This window comes from Curtobacterium sp. MCBA15_009 (assembly GCF_001864895.1).
Classification (GTDB): Bacteria; Actinomycetota; Actinomycetes; order Actinomycetales; family Microbacteriaceae; genus Curtobacterium.
This window is the reverse complement of sequence record NZ_MJGO01000041.1, coordinates 64,401-83,996: the sequence shown is the minus strand read 5'-3', so window position 1 is coordinate 83,996 and position 19,596 is coordinate 64,401. Positions and strand designations below refer to the sequence as shown.

Genomic DNA, 19,596 nt, shown 5'->3' with positions numbered 1-19,596 from the left:
GGGCATGGCGGGATCCCAGTTCACTCTAGCCGCGTTGGCGACGACGGCCGTGCCCGGTCTCGTCGTCACGGGCACGCGCACGCTCGGCTCGGCCGCGGCCGGCGACTACGAGTCCGCCCTCCTCCGCGACGCCGACGGCGTCGAGCTGGTCATCCGCCGCCCGCGGAACCAGCGGGCCGAGGCACGGCAGTCGGCGGACCTCGTCGCGATCCGGGCGTTGAGCGCCGGGATCCGCACGCGGCTGCCGTTCGGCGTGGTCGAGTACCGCGGCCAGGCCCCGATCGGGTCGACCCGCGCCATCGTCACCACCAGCCTGCCGGGCACGCACCCGACCCTGCGCTCGCTCGCGGAGCAGCCGGACCTCGCGACGAGCGTCGGCCGCGCCGTCGCGGCCGTGCACCAGCTGCCGACGAGCTTCGTCTCGGACGCCGGCCTGCCGTCGCTGACGCCGTTCGAGGTGCTGCGGTCCGCCGTCTCGGTGATGGACCGCGCGGTGGCGACGAAGCTCGTCCCCGCCGCCCTCGTCGAGCGCTGGGAGGGCGCGGCCCGCGACCAGCAGCTCTGGCAGTTCACCCCGACCGTCGTGCACGGCTCGCTCGGCACGGGTGCGTTGCTCGTCGACGGCGACGCCGTCAGCGGAGTCCTCGACTGGGGCGAGCTGCGCCTCGGTGACCCCGCGAAGGACCTGGCGTGGGTCCTCGCCGGCAGTCGCGACGCCTTCGACACCGTCCTCAGCGCCTACGAGGCGAACGGCGGCGGCCGGGACCGCCAGCTCGCGCAGCGCGCGCGGGTGCACCACGAGCTCGAGACGGCGCACTGGCTGCTGCACGGCGTGCAGGCGAAGAGCACCGAGATCGTGGACGACGCGGTCGCGATGATGCACCGGTTGGTCGACGCGGTGCACGCACCGAGCGCCGAGCCGCTGCAGTCCGTCTCCCCCGACACGATGGAGATCGGCGAGGTCGAGCAGCTGCTGTCGTCGACCGAGCGTCGGCACGGCTGACCGCACGGCCTGCTCCGTCGCCGCGTCGACCGTCGCCGCGTCGACCGTCGCGCCGGGTCACCGGACGTGACCGTCTGGAGGCCCGGTGCCGGCCCGGCGGACCGGCACCGGGCCTCCAGTGCGGAGCGCGTCGGGCACGCAGCGTGACCGGCGCAGGTCCCGACCGGTGCGCGGCCCGACCGGTGCGCGGCCCGACCGGTGCGCGGCCGGACCGTCACGGATCCCGACGGGCGCGCGGCCGGACCGGCACGAGGTCCGACCGGCGCTGGGCTCGACCGGCGCTGGGCTCGACCGGCGCAGCGCGCGTCGGACGCACGACCCCGGTGGTCAGCCGATCGCCTGCCGCCAGGCACGCTCGAGTCCGGCACGGTCCAGCAGCTCCGTCGGCCGCACCTCGAAGTCGTCGGCGACGAAGTAGAACACCGCATCGACCTCGTCGAGCGGACGGCCGGTGAACTCGGCGTACGCGACGCGGTACAGCGCGAGCTGCAGGGTGCGGCGCGCGAGGTCGTCGGCGCCCGTCGGCGCCTTGCCGGTCTTCCAGTCGACGACCTCGGCACGCCCGTCGATCTCGTAGACGGCGTCGAGCTTGCAGACGACACTGTGCCCGAGGAACGGGATGTGGATCTCCCGCTCGACCTCGACGGGGGTCCGCCCGGCCCAGCGTGACCGGGCGAAGGTGGCCTGGAAGTCGGCGAGCCGACGGGCGTCGTCGTCGGTGACCACGGCGTCCGGTGACGCGTCGGGAAGGTCGTCGGTGTCCAGGTCCGACTCGCCGTCCCAGACGTCGAGGGTCTCGAGGGACCCGCCGCTCCGGGCGCGCTGCTCGACCCACTGGTGGAAGAGCGTGCCGAGCCGCGTGGCGCGGTACGGCCGTTCCGGCATCGGGCGTCGGAGTCGCTCGGCGACCGCGTCCGGTTCGGAGAGGTAGTCCTTGAAGCCGGAGGCCGGCACGCGGTGCGGGACGACCACCGCGTGCTTCGCGTCGCGGGTGGCGCGGCGCTCCGCGAGCAGCAGGTCGATGTCGGCGGCGAACCGGCCGGCGGCACCGGGGTTGGCGTTCCGGACGCGCTCGGCCGCCGCGAGCACCCGCGGGGCGCGCTGCCCGAAGGGCACGTGCGGCCAGGTCTGCGTGGCGCCGTCGGCCCCGAGGGGGTTCTCCTCGTGCACGGTCGTCTCGGGGATCGCGGCACCGTCGAGCACGCCCGCGTCGACGAGGTCGCGCAGGTACCGGCTCGGCTCGGTCGGCTTCACCCCGCCTGCCCAGAACGACCCGGAGACGAGCAGGTCGTGCCGGGCCCGGGTCAGCGCGACGTAGGTGAGTCGGCGTTCCTCGTCCTCGTTGCGGGCCTTGACCTGTTCCTTGAAGGCGTCGATCGCGGTGGTGACGTCCTTCTGGGTCTCCTGGCCGCGCCAGCCGAGGGCCGGGAGCTCGGCGGCGTCGCCCCGGAACTCGTACGGCAGCCGACCGAAGCCGAGCCACCCGGACGAGCCCTCCTGGGGTCGTGCCGGCAGCCCGCCCTCGACCATGCGGGGCACGGCGACGGCGTCCCACTCGAGGCCCTTCGAGCCGTGGATCGTCAGGATCTGGACCGTCCCGGCCTCGGGTTCCTCGGACCGCGGACCCATGTCGTCGCGGCGGGCGGCGGCGTCGATCCAGCCGAGGAACGACCCGAGGTCCGCCCGGTCGTCGGTCGCGACGAAACCGGCGAGCTCGTCGACGAACGCGTCGAGGTAGGCGCCGCTGCCCTGCTCGTGCGCCGCGACCTCGATGTCGAGGCGCATCTCCTGCACGACGAGCGTCACGAAGTCGACGAGGTCGCCGCCGGCGCGGGAGCGCAGGGCCGCGAGCTGACCGCCCAGGGCGCGCATCCGGGCACGTCCGGCCGCGGTGATGCCCTCGAGCGCGCCGTGCTCGTCCGGGGCCGTCGCGACGAAGTCGAGGGCGTCGACGATCGACCCGTGCTCACCCGCGGCGACGGAGGCCCGGAAGGCCGCGGTGAGCTCGTCGTCGAGGCGCTGCTGCGAGTGGTCCCGCTGGAACAGCCACCGGGCCAGGTGGTGCAGGGCGACGACGTCCGCCGCGCCGACCCGCCACCGGGAGCCGGCGAGCAGCCGGATGAGGTCGTTGCCGGCGGACGGGTCGTGCAGCACCCGCAGGCAGGCGACGAGGTCGACGATCTCGGGGCGCTGGAGCAGCCCACCGGTACCGAGCACGTGGTACGGCACACCGCGGGCACCGAGCGCCGCCGTGAAGGCGGCGAGGTCCTTCCGTGCGCGGAGCAGCAGGGCCATCGACGCGCCGGGGTCCCGCTCGCGGTGGCCCCGGAACCAGGTCGCGACGGCGTCGGCCTCGTCCGGCAGGGTCTCCGGGAACACGACGTCCACCCGACCGGCGTCCGCACCGGGTCGCGGTGCCAGCCGCTCGACCGCCACCTCGGACGCCGCTGACAGCGGTTCCACGACCGCGTTCGCGGCAGCGAGGACGTCGACCGGGTTCCGCCAGCTCGTCGAGAGCGCGAACGTGACCGGGGTGGGCGATCCGGCGTCGCTCCCGCCGAAGTCGCGCGGGAACCGGGCGAGGTTGGCCGCACTCGCGCCGCGGAACCCGTAGATCGACTGGTGCGGGTCCCCCACGGCCATCACCGGGTGGTCGCGGAACAGCCGTGCGAGGAACCGGGTCTGCACGACCGAGGTGTCCTGGTACTCGTCGAGCAGCACGACCCGGTACCGCTGCCGGAGCTCGGTCACGACGCGCGGCGCGGACTCGGCGGCGGCCAGCGCCAGGGCGATCTGGTCGGAGAACTCGACGAAGCCGCGGTCGACCTTCTGCCGTCGGAACTCGACGACCAGGTCGGCCAGCGGTTCGAGCGACCCGATCGCGGCGACGGCGTCGGTGATCGCCTTGTACGGCTTGCCGCGGTTGCCGGGGAGCTCGAGCAGCTCGGAGAACTCGATGGCGAAGCGGCGCAGGTCGTCAGGGTCGACGAGGTGCTCCGACGTGGCACCGGCGAGCGCCACCACGGCGGCCGTCAGGGTGTCGACGTCGCGGTCGAGGCCGGCCAGCCGGTCGTCGCGGGCGGCGACGACGACCCGGCGCGCGAGCTGCCACGCGGACGGTTCGGTGAGCACCTGCGACTCCCCGTCGCGCCCGACGAGCAGGGCGTTCTCGCGGAAGACAGCGTTGGCGAACGCGTTGTAGGTCGACACGGTCGGCGCCTCGAACGCGTCGCCGGCGGTGACCAGGCCGACGTCCTCGAGCGCTCGGATCCGGTCGTTGATCCGGACCGACAGCTCACCGGCGGCCTTGCGGGTGAACGTCAGGCCGAGGACCTCGTCGGGACGGACCAGGCCGTTGGCGAGGAGCCAGACCACGCGCGAGGCCATGGTCTCGGTCTTGCCGCTGCCGGCCCCGGCGACGACGAGCGCCGGGGCGAGCGGCGACTCGATGACGGCGCGCTGCTGTGCTGTGGGGCGGGGGCGGCCGAGCGCGTCCGCGACGGCATCGGCGCCGTGCCGGACCACCGGGGTGGGCTCCGCGCTCGCGGCTGTGTCCACCGTGTCGGTCACATCGGTCACGTCGGTCGTGTCGGTCGTGTCGGTCACCAAGTCACCTCCGCGACCACGTGGATGCGGCACTCGACGCCGGTGCGGGCCTTCTCGCAGTGGTCGTCGACGTTCGCCAGGAAGGTCCGGCCGGCCATCCCCCGCGCGACCTCGTGCAACCGCTCGCGGTAGGCGTCGCGGGCCTCGGCGTCGAAGGCGTGCTGCGTGCGTTCCGAGTACGCCCGCCCGGACCGCGGGTTCTGCACGAACACCAGGCGCGCGTCCGTCATCGGCGATCCGGCGGGCACGCCCTCGACCGCGCCGTCCTCGACCGCGAGCTGGTACGCGCCGAGCTGCGGGTGCTCCGGCATGTCGTTCTTCTCGCTCGGCATCCAGCGGCCGGTCTTCAGGTCGACGACGCTCACGCGCCCCTCGGGGTCGACCTCGATGCGGTCGATGCTGCCGCGCATCCGGGCCGGCCCGGTCACCAGGGCGAACGAGGTCTCGGCGCCGAGCACCCGACGACCGGCACCGGCGAAGGTGCGCAGGTAGTCGCTCAGTCCCTCGATCATCCGCCGGGTGCGGGCGCGCTCGCGGTCGGCGACCCACGGGGACTCGAAGGTGAGCTCGTCCCACCGGGCCTCGACCCGCTGCCACAGCGACTCGACGTCGATCGCGGTGGCGTGCTCCATCGCCTCGTGCACGATCGTGCCGATGCCCATCGCCGGACTCGGGGCCCCGCCGCCGAAGGTCTGCACGAACCAGTGCACCGGGCACTCCTCTAAGGTGCCGATCCGCGACGGCGAGACCGACACGGTGGGTGCCACCGGTTCGCCGCCCTCGACCTCGGGCACCGGGTCGGCGTCGAGGTCCACCAGGGGCTCGTCGGTGGTCGGTTCGGCGAGTCCGTACCAGTCGTCCGGCGACGCACCGGGCACCTCGGCCTCGGCCAGGCGGGCGAGCGCCGACGCCGCCTCGTGGTCGCCCGAGGCGACGACCCGACGGCGCAGCGACCCGGCGAGCCCGCGCAACGAGAGCGGGTGCACGGTCGGCTGGCGGTCCGGCGGCACGGGCACGAGACGGACGAAGGGCGACGGGGACTCGTCGTCGTTCGCGACGGTGCCGATCACGACCTGCGTCGTCGCGCGGGAGACGGCGCGGGCGAAGAGCCGGAGCTCGTCGGCGACCACGGCGGCGCGGTCGTCGATCGGCGACCGCTCGACGCCGGCTGCTGCGCGCACCAGGCCGTCCGGGTCGAGCAGGCTGCCGCGCACCCGGGTGTTCGGCCAGACGCCGTCCTGCAGCCCGAGCACCACGACGACGTCGCACTCGAGCCCGACCGTCGCCGACGGGGTGAGCACCCGCACGCGGCCGGCGGTGCGGTCCGGGCCGATGGAGTCCTCGGGCAGGTCGGCTCCGAGCAGGTCGTCGACGAAGACGCGCGCCGGGGCGTCCGGGGTGCGCTCGACGAACCGCTTCGCCGCGGTGAACAGCCCGACCACGGCGTCGAGGTGCCGGTCGGCCTCGCCCGCGCCGACGCCACCGGCCGCGGACTGCGCACCCCAGGTGCGGGCCAGGCCGCTGCGTTCCCAGAGCCCCCAGAGGATCTCCTCGATGCTCGCGCCGGCGTCGGCGTCGATGTGCGCCTGCACCAGGCTGCGGGCGAGCCGCGTCGCACGGCGGGCGAACCCGGCGTCGAGCGTGGCCAGGCGTTCCGGGGCGCCGAGCGCGTCGACGAGGAGCTCGTCGGCGGTGCGGGTGCCCCCGCCCGCGAGTTCCTCGCGACGCAGCGCCAACCGCAGGCGGCGCATCGCCAGCGTGTCGAGCCCGCCGAGCGGTCCGGTCGCGAAGGCCGTCGCGAGGGCGGCGTCGAGCGGCAGGACGCCGAGGGCGACCGCAGCGGCGTCGAGCAGGGCACGCGCCGCGGAGTCGTCGCGTGGCCGCACGGGCGCGGCACCGGCGGTCGCGGGCACCTCGGCCACCGACAGGGCGCGGACGAGCTCCGGGATCGCCGCACCGCTGCGGGTGACGACGGCCATCCGGTGCCACGGGACGCCGTCGAGCAGCCGGTGTTCGCGGAGCCGTCGGGCGATCGCGACGACGAGCGCGGAACGGCTCGCCGCCTCGAGGTGCAGGACGGCGTCGGGCCGGTCGTCCGGGCCGGCGGTGGCGGCGCGCTGCCGTCCGGCGGCCGCCGTGCCGATGCGCGCGGTCACGCCGGAGACGAGCGCGCGGATCGCGGCCGGGTGCCGGTGGACCGTGCCGAGGAACAGGTCGTCGACCCGGTCGACCCCGAGCCGCACGGCGAGCCGGCCGAGCACGTCGGGCTCGGCGCCGCGGAAGGCCGAGGCGGCGATGTCGGGGTCGCCGAACGCGACGACCTGCACGCCGGAGCGGGCCAGGGCGCCGAGGAGCGCGATCTCGCCCTCGACGAGCTCCTGTGTGTCGTCGACGACGACCACCCGCAGGGCGGCCACGTCGGCCGGGAGCTCGCCGCGCAGGACCGCGGCCGTGGCGAAGGCCACGAGTTCGCCGGAGTCCAGGCTGGTCGCGCGGAACGCCGTCACCGACGCCCGGTAGTCGTCGACGAAGTCGCCGATCGCCCGCCACTCGGGGCGACCGTGCTCGTCGGCCAGCTCGCGCATGTCCTCGGGTTCCACCCCGGCGGCGACCGCCCGCATCATGACGTCGCGGAGCGCGGTCCGGAAGCCGGCGCGCTCCCGCACGACACTCGTGATCGGGTCGGGCCACGCCGGACCCGTGCCGTCGACCTCGTGCCCGGCGAGCAGGTCGGCGATGATCCGGTCCTGTTCGCCGCCGGTCAGGAGCGTCGGCGCGTCCTGCCCCTGCACCGCCGCGGCGTGCGCGACGACCTGGAACGCCAGCGAGTTGACCGTCCGTGCGAGGGCGCCGGGGACGACCCGGTCGACGGCCGCCGCGAGCCGGTCGCGGAGCGCCGTCGCCGCGGTGCGCGACGAGGTCAGCGCGAGGACGGTCGCGTGGCCGTCGGGGCTGATCGCGTCCGCGCGGTGCATCCGGTCGGCGACGAAGCGGGCGAGCGTCGTGGTCTTGCCGGTGCCCGGGGCGCCGAACACGGCGGCGTGCCGGCCGTCGGGCAGGGCGAGCACCGCGGCCTGTGCGGCGTCGTCGGTCAGCGCACGCGCGGGCCCGGCGTGTGCGGGGGCGGGGGCGGGCGTCAGCGTGGTCTGCGGCACGCTCGTACGGTACCGACCGCCGCCGACAGGGCAGGCCCCCGACGCGCGGGAGCGGCGGGCGGGGACGGCGAGTGCGCCCGCGGCGAACGGCCCGGACCGTCCGGGGCCGCTCGGATACGCTGTCGTCGTGGACATCAAGATCGGCATCATCAACAGCCCGCGCGAGATCGCGTTCGAGACCTCCCAGACCGCCGACGAGATCGAGAAGGCCGTGTCGCAGGCCCTCGCCGAGCAGGCGACGCACCTGTCGCTGCAGGACGAGAAGGGCCGCCGGTTCATCGTGCCGGTCGCGTCGCTCGCCTACGTCGAGGTCGGCGCCGAGGAAGCACGCCGCATCGGCTTCGTCGCCTGACGACGTGGAGCTGCTCTTCGCCGTCCTCGGCGGCGTCATCCTCGGTGCGATCGCGCACGTGGTGCTGCCCTGGCGTGCGACCCGCGGCACCCTGGTCGGCCCGGCGGTCGGCGGCATCGTCGCCGCCGTCCTCTGGGAGGCCCTGACCTGGGCCGGGTGGCCGTACGACGGCACCTGGATCTGGGTCGTGGCGCTGCTCGGCGCCGCCGCGGCGGCGCTGGTCGTCGAGTTCGTGCTCGGCCGGCAGCGCACCAGGCGTGACGCCGAGTTCTACGACCGGCTGAAGACCCGCGGCGCCTGACCCGGGCGACCGCAGCCGACGAACGGCAGGCGGACCGGCCGTCAGGCCGTCAGGCCGAGCGCGTCCATCCGTCGGGTGTGCGCGGCGATGAGTTCGGTCCAGACCGGCTCGAGCCGCTCCTGGTCCTCGCGGGCGTGCGACGCGAGCGCCGATCGTGCGACGAGCAGGGTGTCCCCGACGAGCCGGCGGCCCCACATCGCCAGCCGTGACCCGACCTCCGGGTCCTCGGCGATGCGTGCGGTGAGCTCCTCGACCACGGCGGCTTCCTCACGCGCGTCGAACACGGTGCGCAGCCGCTGCCGCACGTCGATCGGCAGCGAGCGGAGCAGGTTGCCGAACAGGTCGTTGAGGATGCCGGCCGTGACGTAGCCGGTCAGGATCGACTCGTACCAGTCGGCGCCGCTCGTGCGCTCGAGGAACAGGTCGATCGCCTCGCGGTGCGGGGCCATCAGGGCCGCGGGCTCGGCGCCGATGCGCTCGATCTCGGCGACGATCGTGCGGTGCCGCTCGAGCGCCGTCGTCGCGAGGACTCCGGTCACGAGGCGTCCGGACATCGTCGGGGCCGAGGCACCCGCGCGGCCCATCGTCTCGTAGACGGAGAGCTGCAGGTAGGCGGCCTGGCCCAGGTAGACGTCGAGCTCGGGGCTGACGTCGTCGAGCGCGAGCCGCTCCACCTGGGCGTTCCGCGGGTTCCGCGACGCCAACCACGCGGCTGCGAGCTGCGCCGCGCGCTTCCGGTTCCACCACGACACCACGCGTCCAGCATAGGGGGCGGACCCCGGCGCACCCGCCCGTCGGTAGACTGGCCGGGACTTCCACCAGGACTAAGGTGATCCATTGACTTTCGCAGACCTCTCCATCGAGCAGGACATCGTCGACGCGCTCGCGGGCAAGGGCATCCTCGAGCCCTTCCCGATCCAGCAGCAGACGATCCCGCTCGCCCTCACCGGCCAGGACATCATCGGCCAGGCCAAGACGGGTACCGGCAAGACCTTCGGCTTCGGCCTCCCCCTCATCCAGCGCCTCGGTGCCGACCCGGCGCCCGGCGTGAAGGCACTCGTCGTCGTGCCGACCCGCGAACTCGCCGTGCAGGTCACCGAGGACCTCGAGGTCGCCACGTCGAACCGCCCGACCACCATCGCGGCGATCTACGGCGGCAAGGCGTACGAGGGCCAGATCGAGCAGCTGAAGGCCGGCGCGCAGATCGTCGTCGGCACGCCGGGCCGTCTCATCGACCTGCAGCGCCAGCGGCTCCTCGACCTCTCCCACGTGCAGGAGGTCGTGCTCGACGAGGCCGACCGGATGCTCGACCTCGGGTTCCTGTCGGACATCGAGCGCATCTTCCAGGCCGTCCCCGAGGTCCGGCACACGATGCTGTTCTCGGCCACGATGCCCGCGCCGATCGTGGCGCTCGCCCGCCGGTTCATGAGCCGCCCGGTGCACATCCGCGCGACGGACCCGGACGAGGGCCTCATGCAGGCCAACATCAAGCACGTCATCTACCGCGCGCACTCGCTCGACAAGGACGAGGTCATCGCCCGCATCCTGCAGGCCGAGGGCCGCGGCAAGACCGTGATCTTCACCCGCACGAAGCGTGCCGCGGCGAAGCTGGTCGAGGAGCTGAAGGACCGCGGGTTCAACGCCGCAGCGGTGCACGGTGACCTCAACCAGGAGCAGCGCGAGCGCGCGATGGCCGCCTTCAAGGCCGGCAAGCGCGACGTGCTCATCGCCACCGACGTCGCGGCCCGCGGCATCGACGTCGACGACGTCACGCACGTCATCAACCACACGATCCCGGACGACCCGGACACCTACCTGCACCGTGCCGGACGCACCGGCCGTGCCGGGAAGACCGGCATCGCGGTCACGTTCGTCGACTGGGACGACCTGCACAAGTGGACCCTGATCGACAAGGCCCTCGAGTTCGGCATCCCCGAGCCCGTCGAGACCTACTCGTCGTCGCCGCACCTGTTCGAGGAGCTCGACATCCCGAAGGGCACGAAGGGCCGCCTGCCCGGCGCCTCGTCGCACGCCGCGTCCGCCGGCGGTCCCGCCGAGAAGCGGGGCGGCGACCGACCGGCCTCCGGTCCGCGTGACGCGTCGCGTTCGCGCTCGCGCAGCCGTTCCCGGTCAGGAGGCCCGGAGCAGCCCGCCGCCGAGGCCTCCGCACCCGAGTCCGCGGCTCCCACGTCCGCACCCACCGAGGGCACGTCGGCCGAGGGCGCGACCACGGACGGCGCCGCGAAGCGCCGCCGTCGCCGCCGTCGTCGCGGAGCCGGCTCCGGTGACGCCGCGGCGACCGCCTCGGCGCCGCAGGGCACGTCGGACGGCGAGTAGCGCCTCCAGACCGAAGGGTCCGTCGCTGACGCGACGGGCCCTTCGTCGTCCCCACCCGCGGACTGCGCCCGCGGAAGCGACAGAACGCCGCGAACTGTCGGCGGAGATCTGTCGCTCCCGCGGAGCGGTCAGGCCGCGCCGTGCGAGATCTGTCGCTTCGGTGGGACGGAGCGACGGTGACGAGACTCGGGTCAGGACAGGCGGGAGCCGGGGCCGACCACGGGGCTGCTGCCGGTGCCCTGCGACCGGATGGTGTCGAAGGCGGCCTGCGACGTGCGGTGCTCCCCGAGGCGGTTCGGCTTGCCGGTGCCGTGGTAGTCGCTCGACCCGGTCACGAACAGGCCGTAGCGCGTCGCCCAGTCGAGCAACGTGCGCTTGCCGTGGGACAGGTTCTCGCGGTGGTCGACCTCGAGGCCGCCGAGCCCCGCGTCGACGAGGTCGCGGAGCATCGGCTCGTCGATGACGATGCCGCGGGACGACGCCGCCGGGTGTGCGATGACGGGGACGCCGCCGGCGCGACGGATGAGCTCGACGCCACGCAGGGGCGACGGTGCGTCGTGCGGTTCGTAGTAGCCGGACGCCGGGTGCAGGATCCCGCGGAACGCCGCACTGCGGTCGGGTTCGAGGCCGCGCGCGACGAGGGCGTCCGCGATGTGCGGGCGGCCGATGGTGGCGCCGGGGCTGGCCTGGGCGATGACGTCGTCCCAGGTGATCGGGTGGTCCTCGCCGATGCGGTCGACCATGCGGCGGGCACGCGACCGGCGGCCGTCGCGGATCCCCTCGGTCTCGGCGAGCAGGTCGGGGTCCAGCGGGTCGACCAGGTAGCCGAGGACGTGCACGCTCCGCCACCCGACCCGGGTGCTCAGCTCGAGACCGGGCACGAGCGTCAGCGGCAGCTCGCGCGCGGCAGAGGCGGCGTCGTCCCAGCCCGCGGTCGTGTCGTGGTCCGTCAGCGCGACCGCGTCGAGGCCCGCGGCGGCGGCGGCCCGGACGAGTTCCGCCGGGCGCTCGGTGCCGTCGGACACGCTCGAGTGGGCGTGCAGGTCGATGAACGGATCGGGCACGTCGTCCATGCTATCCACAGGTCGGCACCCCGATCGGCCGCCGGTGCCGGGCGGTGCGATGATGGGGGCATGGCCGACACGACTCCCCGCGCGACGAGCAACCGATCCACGACCCCCGGGTCATCGACCTTCAAGGACTTCATCGGGTCGCAGTGGGCCGACCGCGAGCAGCCGCTCGGCGAACCGCGCGAGCAGGCCGCCCACGCCGCCGAGCGCCGTGCGCGCATCTCCGCGCTGCACCCGGGCCGCACCATCGTCGTCCCGGCCGGACAGGCCAAGGTCCGCTCGAACGACTGCGACTACCCGTTCCGCCCGCACTCGACCTTCGCCCACCTCACCGGCTGGGGCACCGACACCGTCGTCGGCTCCGTGCTCGTGATGACGCCGAACGGCTCCGGGCACGACGCCACGTTGTACTTCCGCGCCACCGCCGGCCGCGACTCCGAGGAGTTCTACGCCAACCCGGAGATCGGCGAGTTCTGGGTCGGCCCCCGTCCCTCGCTCGGCGCGGTCGCCGCCGACCTCGGCCTCGCCACCGCCGACCTCGGCGCCTTCACCGCGGTGGCCGACGAGCTCGACGGCTCGGCGCTCCTCGTGCGGGAAGCCGACGACGACCTGACCCGTTCGCTCGACGCCCGCATCGGCAGTGCGATCGGCGGCGCCCTCGAGACCGCCGAGGCGCCGGCGACCGACGACGTCCTGGCGCGGGACCTCTCCGAGCTGCGTCTCGTGAAGGACCCGTACGAGGTCAACGAGCTCCGCAAGGCGGTCGAGGCCACGAAGCACGGCTTCGACGACGTCATCGCCGACTTCGACGCCGTCCTCGCGCACCCGCGCGGCGAGCGCATCGTCGAGGGCACGTTCAACCGCCGCGCCCGCGCCGACGGCAACACGGTCGGCTACGACACCATCGCTGCCTCGGGCCACCACGCCTGCATCCTGCACTGGACCCGCAACGACGGCGCCGTGCAGCCGGGCGACCTCATCCTCATCGACGCCGGTGTCGAGGTCGACTCGTTCTACACCGCCGACATCACCCGCACGCTGCCGGTCAGCGGCACCTTCTCGCCCGTGCAGCGCCTGGTCTACGAGGCCGTGCTCGAGGCAGCCGACGCCGCGTTCTCGATCGTCAAGCCGGGCATCACCTTCCGGCAGGTGCACGCCACCGCGATGGAGGTCATCGCGCGGAAGACCGCCGAGTGGGGCTTCCTGCCCGTCTCCGCCGAGGAGTCCCTCGAGCCGGACAACCAGTTCCACCGCCGCTACATGGTGCACGGCACCAGCCACCACCTCGGCCTCGACGTGCACGACTGCGCGAAGGCCCGTCGCGAGCTCTACCTCGACGGCGTCGTGCAGGCCGGCATGGTGTTCACGATCGAGCCCGGCCTGTACTTCCAGCAGGACGACCTGACCGTGCCGGAGGAGTTCCGCGGCATCGGCGTGCGCATCGAGGACGACATCCTCGTCACCGAGGACGGCGCCGAGAACCTGTCGGTCGGCATCCCCCGGACCCCCTCGGAAGTGGAGGGGTGGATCGCCCGGTCCGGCCGCTAGCCTGGACGGGTGACGATGCCCGAAGCCTCTCCCCCGCGTGCGACGGTGCCCGCGACCCCGAGTGCAGCTGCGCCTGCCGAAGCGTTCACGATCGAGGTCGAGCACTTCGACTCGCCGGACGCCCAGCGCCTGCGTGCCGCCCAACGACTCGAGATCCTGCGTGCGTACGGGACCGACACCGAGCCGGGCGAGAAGCCGACCGCCGAGTCGATCGCGGTGTTCTTCGTGGCACGCGACGAGTCCGGCACCCCGGTCGCCTGCGGCGGGCTGCGCCTCGTCGAGGACGGCATCACCGAGGTGAAGCGGATGTACGTCCGGCCGGAGTCCCGGGGGTCCGGGGTCGCCGCGCTGGTGCTGCGTCGCCTCGAGGAGGCCGCGCTCGACCTCGGCTCACCGGCGCTCGTGCTCGAAACCGGTACGGAGCAGAAGCGCGCCGTCGGGTTCTACGAGCGCGAGGGCTTCACCCGGATCGCGAACTTCGGGCAGTACGTCGGCGCTCCGTTGTCGGTCTGCTACTCGAAGGTGCTCTAGCCCACACGCGGGCGCGGCGCCCGCGGTGCTCGCGGCGCCGCGTGTGGGCGCTCAGATCGCACTGCGCCCCGGTTCAGTCGACCTGAACCGGGGCGGCGTGCGATCTGACCGTGGGGTGCGGCGTGTCAGTGCCGGGTGTCGTCCTCAGGACGCTCCGGAGCCGACTCCGGCGACGGTGTCGGTGCGGGCGACTGCGCTCCGGGCACCCGCTCGCCGTACTGCGGCGGGTCCTGCGGCCGACGCGGCGGCACGGCCGGCGCGGTCGGCGCGGAACCGCCGTCGGCGGTCCCCGACGTCTCGCCGTAGCGCGGGCCGTCGTTCGTGCCGTACCGCGGTGCGTCGTTCGTGCCGTAGCGCGGGCCGTCGTTCGTGCCGTACCGCGGTGCGTCGGTGGCGCGGCTGTCGGGCTGCTGCGGCTGCTGGGGCTCCTGGTGGGGCGTGGCGTGTCCGCCGTACGGCGGCTGCTGCGGCGGTGCCGGACGCCAGGGCTGCTGCTGCCCCTGGAACGGCGCACCGGGGGCACCGGTGCCTGGGGCGTCGTTCCAGTGCGTCGACGGGGTCGCGCCGTGCTGACCGAGGATGTTCTGCGCCTGCCCGGTGAGCTGCGGGTTGACGACGATCTGGTAGTTCGTGGCGAGCACCTGGTGCACGCTCGTGAAGTCCCGCTGCCGCTTCGTGATCGCGAACGACACGATGCCGTAGAGCATGCCGAACGCGGCGCCGATCAGGGCGGCGGCGAAGAACAGCCCGCCCGCCTGCGGCGAGAAGAGCGTCAGCACGATGCCGAAGAAGAACCCGAGCCAGAGACCCGAGAGCGCGCCGGCGATGGCGGCACGGCCGTAGGTCATCTTGCCGGTGACCCGCTCGACGGTCTTCAGGTCGTTGCCCACGATCGAGAGCTGGTTGACCGGGAAGTCCGACTCGGCGAGCTTCGCCACGACGCGCTGCGCGTCGGGGTAGCTGTCGTAGGTGCCGAGGACGTCGCCCTTGGGCAGCGTCGGGAAGGCCTGTGCGGTCCGGCCGGCGAAGGGGCTCTGATTGCTCACCCGGCCATCATCCACCGCACACCTTGCGATCACACGTGCGCGCACGGGGAAGGCGTCGACCAGCGCACCCGAGCGACTACGCTGGGTCGGGTGAGCGCCACGAAGGTCTTCGTCGCCCGCCTCGCCGGGTGCTCCGTCTTCGACCCCGCGGGCGACCGCGTCGGCAGGGTCCGGGACGTCCTGGTCGTCTACCGTCGGGCTGATCCCCCGCACGTCGTCGGGCTCATCGTCGAGGTGCCGGGCAAGCGCCGCATCTTCGTCAGCATCGGGCGCATCACGTCGATCGGCGCCGGGCAGGTCATCACCACCGGCCTCGTGAACATGCGCCGCTTCGAGCAGCGCGGCGGCGAGGTCCGCGTCATCGCCGAGATGCTCGGCCGCAAGGTGCTCATCAAGAACCAGCGGATCCGCGCCACCATCGAGGACGTCGCGATCGAGGACCGCGGGCAGGGCGACTGGGAGGTCGCGCAGCTCTTCCTCCGCAAGCCGAAGACGACGCCGTCGCCGTTCGGCAAGGGGCCGACGACCTTCACGACCTGGAACGAGGTCACCGAGGACGAGCTCCCCGGCGAGGCCCAGTCCGCCGAACACGTCATCGCCGCGTACTCCGACCTGCTCCCCGCCGACCTGGCGTCGACGCTGCTCGACCTGCCGGCCGAGCGCCGCTTCGAGGTCTCCGAGGAGCTGCCCGACGACCGCCTGGCCGACGTGCTCGAGGAGATGCCCGACCAGGAGCGCATCGAGATCCTCACCCGGCTCACCGACGCCCGCGCGGCCGACGTCCTCGACCAGATGCAGCCGGACGACGCCGCCGACGTCCTCGCGCAGTTCTCCGCCGACCGGAGCGAGGCGCTGCTGCAGCTCATGGAGCCGGAGGAGGCGCAGGACGTCCGCATGCTCCTCGAGTACGAGCCGGACACGGCCGGTGGGCTCATGACCACCGAGCCCGTGATCGTCTCGGCGGACGCCACCGTCGCCGAGGGCCTCGCGCTGGTGCGTCGGCACGAGCTCGCGCCGGTGCTCGGCGCCGCCGTGTGCGTCACCCTGCCGCCGTACGAGCCGCCGACCGGCCGGTTCCTCGGGCTGGTGCACTTCCAGCGCATGCTGCGCTACCCGCCGAACGAGCGGCTCGGCACGCTCATCGACCAGCAGACCGAACCGGTCCGGGTCGATGCGAGCGCCGCCGAGGTCACCCGCATCATGGCGACCTACAACCTGCTGTCCGTCCCCGTGGTCGACGACGCCCACCGTCTCGTCGGGGTGGTGACGATCGACGACGTGCTCGACCACGTCCTGCCGGACGACTGGCGGAGTCAGGGCGACGGTGTCCCCTCACCGCTCCCCCGCCAACGCCCGCGCAAGACCCCCGTGACGACGGGAAGGAGGACCACCCGTGGCACGAACGGATGAGAACCGTCGCGACCGTGACCGGCAAGAGGTCCGTCTCGACTCCCCCAAGGGCATGCGCACGCGTGTGCTCCCCACCCGCCGCCGTGGTCGCGGGGACACCTTCGGTCGCGCGACCGAGGGCATCGCCCGCGGCATGGGCACGCCGTGGTTCCTCATCGGCCTCACGCTGTTCTGCGTGGTGTGGATGGGCTACAACACCCTGGCGCCGAAGCCGTGGCAGTTCGACTCGGCGGCCATCGGCTTCACGGCCCTGACGCTCGTGCTCTCGCTGCAGGCCTCGTACGCCGCACCGCTCATCCTGCTCGCCCAGAACCGGCAGGACGACCGCGACCGCGTGCAGTTCGAGCAGGACCGCCAGCGAGCCGAGCGCAACCTCGCCGACACCGAGTACCTCGCCAGGGAGGTCGTGGCGCTCCGCCTGGCGATGCGCGACATGGCCTCGAAGGACTTCATCCGCGCCGAGCTGCGCTCGCTGCTCGAGGAACTCGACCGTCGCGACGCCGAACAGGCAGCGTTGGACGGCGAGAGCACGTCCGCCCGTGGCTGACGCCACCGGCGCCGACGAGCAGCTGGGCACCGCGGTCCTCGCCGCGCTCGGCCGCGTCATCGACCCCGAGATCCGTCGGCCCGTCACCGAGCTCGACATGATCCGGGGTGTCGACGTGCAGCCGGGAGGCTCGGTGCGCGTCGACCTGCAGCTCACGATCGTCGGGTGCCCGGCCGCCGACACGATCGAGCGCGACATCCGCTCGGCTGCCGGTTCCGTGGACGGGGTGTCGAGCGTGGCCGTCGACGTGTCCGTGATGGCCCCGGCCACCCGGGCCGCGCTCACCGAGCGCCTGCGTGCCGGCCGACCGAAGGGCGTCCAGTTCACCCCGGACTCGCTGACCCGGGTGATCGCCGTCACGAGCGGCAAGGGCGGCGTCGGAAAGTCCACGGTCACCGTGAACCTCGCCGTTGCCCTCGCGCGCCGCGGCCTGCGGGTCGGCGTGGTCGACGTCGACGTGCACGGGTTCAGCGTGCCGGGGTTGATGGGCCTGACCGACGCGCACGGTGTCGCTCCCCGCCCGACCCGGGTGGACAGCATGATCCTGCCGCCGGTGGCCCACGACGTGAAGGTCGTCTCGATCGGCATGTTCGTCGACGACGTCTCGACCGCGGTGTCGTGGCGCGGACCGATGCTGCACCGCACGGTGTCGCAGTTCCTGACGGACGTCTGGTTCGGCGACCTCGACGTGCTGCTGCTCGACCTGCCGCCGGGCACCGGCGACGTCGCGATCTCGGTCGGCCAGCTCCTGCCGCACGCCGAGGTCCTGGTCGTCACGACGCCGCAGGCCGCCGCCGCCGACGTCGCGGAACGCAGCGGTGTCGTCGCACGGCAGACCGGGCAGCGGGTGATCGGGGTCGTCGAGAACATGGCGGGGCTCGTGCAGCCCGACGGCTCGGTCCTGCACCTGTTCGGCGAGGGCGGTGGGGCGGAGACCGCAGCGCGGCTCTCCCGCGGGCAGGACGCCCCCGTGCCCGTCCTGGGCAGCGTGCCGCTGTCCGTCCCGCTCCGCGAGGGCGGGGACGTCGGCCTGCCGGTCGTCCTCGGGGCGCCGGAGGACCCGGCGGCGACCGCTCTCGCGGGCATCGCCGACCGGATCACGACGATGGGCCGCGGACTCGCCGGTCGGAAGCTCGGGCTGTCCCTGTCCTAGGTCTGCTCGCCGGGCGGGACCGATGCCGACGGGGCAACGGCCTCCCCCGGTCCCCGTTCCGCATTCCTGTACGTTCGTTCATGGACAGGTCGTTCTACCTGGGCGCATTATGCAAGGGCATTCCACAATGCTCTTGCGGAATAGGGCCGCAGGAGCTCCACCCGCCGGACGACGCCGTCCGGCCGAGGACAGGAGAACCGTGTGAACAGGAACACCCGAGTGCGGACCGGCCTGGTGGCCGCCGTCGTCGCAGCCGTCGTGGGAGGGACGATCGCCGCAGCACCGGCGGTCGCCGCGACGGCCACGTGCGCGTCCGCCTGGAACGCCGGCACCGCCTACAACGGCGGCGCGACCGTGAGCGAGAACGGCTCGAACTACAAGGCCAACTGGTGGACGCAGGGCGACGACCCCGCCACGCACTCCGGTGCGACGGGCAGCGGGCAGCCCTGGACGTCGACGGGCGCGTGCACCGGCGGCAGCACCGGTGGTGGCGGCACCACGAACCCGGGCACCGGCGGCGGCACCACCACCCCGGGCAACGGCAGCACGGGGACCGCGAGCGGGCTGGTCTTCAGCCCGTACAAGGACATCACCGTGAACCTCGACTGGAACACGAACGTGATGAACACCGCGGTCACGGGCACCAGGATCCCCGTGGTCGGGTCGTCGAACAGCCTCGTGTCGACGCGGGAGCCCGGCCTCAAGGCGATCACGCTCGCCTTCGCCACCGGCACCTGCGGCAGCGAGAACTGGGGCGGGGTCGCCGCCGACGCCTTCGCCAGCGCCAACATCGCGAAGCTCGACGCCGCCGGCGTGAACTACATCGTCAGCACCGGTGGCGCGGCCGGATCGTTCAAGTGTTCCGGCACGGCGCTGCAGTCGTTCATCGCCCGCTACGCCTCCCCGCACATGATCGGCGTCGACTTCGACATCGAGAGCGGGCAGTCCGCCGCGGACGTGCAGAACCTCGTCAGCGCGGCAGCGCTCGCCCAGGCGAAGTACCCGGGCCTGCGCTTCTCGTTCACCCTCGCGACCCTGGCCGCGTCGGACGGCTCGTTCGGCGGGCTGAACAGCACCGGTGACGCCACCGTGAAGGCGATCAAGGCGTCGAACCTGACGAACTACACGATCAACCTCATGACGATGGACTTCGGCCGGGCGAGCGCCGCGAACTGCGTGCTCTCCGGGTCGACCTGCCAGATGGGCCAGTCGACCATCCAGGCCGTCACCAACCTGCAGCACACCTACGGCATCGCGTCGTCGAAGATCGAGGTCACCCCGATGATCGGCGTGAACGACACCCAGGACGAGGTCTTCACCCTCGCCGACGTCGACACCGTCGCGGCGTACGCGAAGTCGCACGGCCTGGCCGGCGTGCACACCTGGTCGCTCGACCGCGACACCCCGTGCCCCTCGGCGCAGAGCACGGCGTCGCCGACCTGCAACTCGGTCACCGGGTCGACGGCGCTCGCCTGGACGGACCGCTTCCTGGCCGCGCTGAAGTAGCGCGACCCCCTTCGGACAGGAGGCCCGGTGC

The 19,596-nt window shown here is 73.4% G+C and carries 15 protein-coding genes; 10 read left to right on the top strand and 5 right to left on the bottom strand.

The features are described 5' to 3' along the window. Positions 1 to 4: 4 nt before the first annotated feature. Positions 5 to 1,003: a phosphotransferase gene (locus BIU97_RS16150; RefSeq protein ID WP_071263618.1), complete on the top strand. Its 999-nt coding sequence runs from the start codon at positions 5 to 7 to the stop codon at positions 1,001 to 1,003. Between the two features lie 327 nt (positions 1,004 to 1,330). Here the strand turns inward: BIU97_RS16150 and BIU97_RS16145 are convergent, their stop codons facing one another. After that, positions 1,331 to 4,528 carry a UvrD-helicase domain-containing protein gene (locus tag BIU97_RS16145; RefSeq protein WP_441294402.1) on the bottom strand — a complete coding sequence of 1,066 codons (3,198 nt, stop codon included), beginning with the start codon at positions 4,526 to 4,528 and terminating at the stop codon, positions 1,331 to 1,333. 77 nt (positions 4,529 to 4,605) lie between these two features. Beyond that, complete coding sequence (locus BIU97_RS16140; protein ID WP_175472469.1) at positions 4,606 to 7,764, bottom strand: UrvD/REP family ATP-dependent DNA helicase; 3,159 nt, start codon at positions 7,762 to 7,764, stop codon at positions 4,606 to 4,608. Between the two features lie 127 nt (positions 7,765 to 7,891). Between BIU97_RS16140 and BIU97_RS16135 the strand changes: the two genes are divergently transcribed. Continuing rightward, positions 7,892 to 8,116: a DUF3107 domain-containing protein gene (locus tag BIU97_RS16135; protein ID WP_071263329.1), complete on the top strand. Its 225-nt coding sequence runs from the start codon at positions 7,892 to 7,894 to the stop codon at positions 8,114 to 8,116. A 4-nt stretch (positions 8,117 to 8,120) separates the two neighbouring features. Then, complete coding sequence (locus BIU97_RS16130) at positions 8,121 to 8,417, top strand: hypothetical protein (RefSeq protein WP_071263331.1); 297 nt, start codon at positions 8,121 to 8,123, stop codon at positions 8,415 to 8,417. Positions 8,418 to 8,458: 41 nt separating this feature from the next. Here the strand turns inward: BIU97_RS16130 and BIU97_RS16125 are convergent, their stop codons facing one another. After that, a complete protein-coding gene (locus BIU97_RS16125) occupies positions 8,459 to 9,172 on the bottom strand; it encodes a ferritin-like fold-containing protein (protein WP_071263337.1) in 714 nt (237 codons plus the stop codon). A gap of 82 nt (positions 9,173 to 9,254) precedes the next feature. Between BIU97_RS16125 and BIU97_RS16120 the strand changes: the two genes are divergently transcribed. Continuing rightward, a complete protein-coding gene (locus BIU97_RS16120) occupies positions 9,255 to 10,754 on the top strand; it encodes a DEAD/DEAH box helicase (protein ID WP_071263341.1) in 1,500 nt (499 codons plus the stop codon). A 191-nt stretch (positions 10,755 to 10,945) separates the two neighbouring features. Here BIU97_RS16120 and BIU97_RS16115 read toward each other — a convergent pair whose 3' ends face one another. After that, positions 10,946 to 11,827: a PHP domain-containing protein gene (locus BIU97_RS16115; protein ID WP_071298163.1), complete on the bottom strand. Its 882-nt coding sequence runs from the start codon at positions 11,825 to 11,827 to the stop codon at positions 10,946 to 10,948. A gap of 60 nt (positions 11,828 to 11,887) precedes the next feature. Between BIU97_RS16115 and BIU97_RS16110 the strand changes: the two genes are divergently transcribed. Both BIU97_RS16110 and BIU97_RS16105 read left to right on the top strand, forming a co-directional pair. Further along, positions 11,888 to 13,372, top strand: a complete 1,485-nt coding sequence (locus tag BIU97_RS16110) for an aminopeptidase P family protein (RefSeq protein ID WP_071263347.1) — start codon at positions 11,888 to 11,890, stop codon at positions 13,370 to 13,372. Positions 13,373 to 13,387: 15 nt separating this feature from the next. Then, positions 13,388 to 13,903 carry a GNAT family N-acetyltransferase gene (locus tag BIU97_RS16105; protein WP_083404940.1) on the top strand — a complete coding sequence of 172 codons (516 nt, stop codon included), beginning with the start codon at positions 13,388 to 13,390 and terminating at the stop codon, positions 13,901 to 13,903. Positions 13,904 to 14,028: 125 nt separating this feature from the next. Here the strand turns inward: BIU97_RS16105 and BIU97_RS16100 are convergent, their stop codons facing one another. Further along, positions 14,029 to 14,949: a general stress protein gene (locus tag BIU97_RS16100; protein WP_071263350.1), complete on the bottom strand. Its 921-nt coding sequence runs from the start codon at positions 14,947 to 14,949 to the stop codon at positions 14,029 to 14,031. 90 nt (positions 14,950 to 15,039) lie between these two features. Here BIU97_RS16100 and BIU97_RS16095 point away from each other — a divergent pair, with 90 nt between their 5' ends. From BIU97_RS16095 to BIU97_RS16080, 4 genes are all read left to right on the top strand, one after another. Then, the gene (locus BIU97_RS16095; protein WP_071263352.1) at positions 15,040 to 16,359 is read left to right on the top strand and encodes a magnesium transporter MgtE N-terminal domain-containing protein; all 1,320 of its coding nucleotides are present in this window, start codon (positions 15,040 to 15,042) and stop codon (positions 16,357 to 16,359) included. Between the two features lie 52 nt (positions 16,360 to 16,411). Continuing rightward, a complete protein-coding gene (locus tag BIU97_RS16090; protein ID WP_071263355.1) occupies positions 16,412 to 16,906 on the top strand; it encodes a DUF1003 domain-containing protein in 495 nt (164 codons plus the stop codon). Further along, positions 16,899 to 18,059 (top strand): P-loop NTPase, encoded by a 1,161-nt coding sequence (locus BIU97_RS16085; protein ID WP_071298162.1) that lies wholly within the window; start codon positions 16,899 to 16,901, stop codon positions 18,057 to 18,059. Before BIU97_RS16090 ends, BIU97_RS16085 begins: the two co-directional genes overlap by 8 nt. Positions 18,060 to 18,260: 201 nt before the next feature. Then, the gene (locus BIU97_RS16080; protein WP_071298161.1) at positions 18,261 to 19,565 is read left to right on the top strand and encodes a carbohydrate-binding protein; all 1,305 of its coding nucleotides are present in this window, start codon (positions 18,261 to 18,263) and stop codon (positions 19,563 to 19,565) included. Positions 19,566 to 19,596: the final 31 nt, after the last annotated feature.

What these genes read in the sequence shown, in the direction of transcription:
- BIU97_RS16150 (WP_071263618.1), top strand. Translation starts at nt 5, where the DNA reads ATGGCGGGATCCCAGTTCACTCTAGCCGCGTTGGCGACGACGGCCGTG.
- BIU97_RS16115 (WP_071298163.1), bottom strand. Translation starts at nt 11,827, where the DNA reads ATGGACGACGTGCCCGATCCGTTCATCGACCTGCACGCCCACTCGAGC.
- BIU97_RS16110 (WP_071263347.1), top strand. Translation starts at nt 11,888, where the DNA reads ATGGCCGACACGACTCCCCGCGCGACGAGCAACCGATCCACGACCCCC.
- BIU97_RS16105 (WP_083404940.1), top strand. Translation starts at nt 13,388, where the DNA reads ATGCCCGAAGCCTCTCCCCCGCGTGCGACGGTGCCCGCGACCCCGAGT.
- BIU97_RS16090 (WP_071263355.1), top strand. Translation starts at nt 16,412, where the DNA reads ATGCGCACGCGTGTGCTCCCCACCCGCCGCCGTGGTCGCGGGGACACC.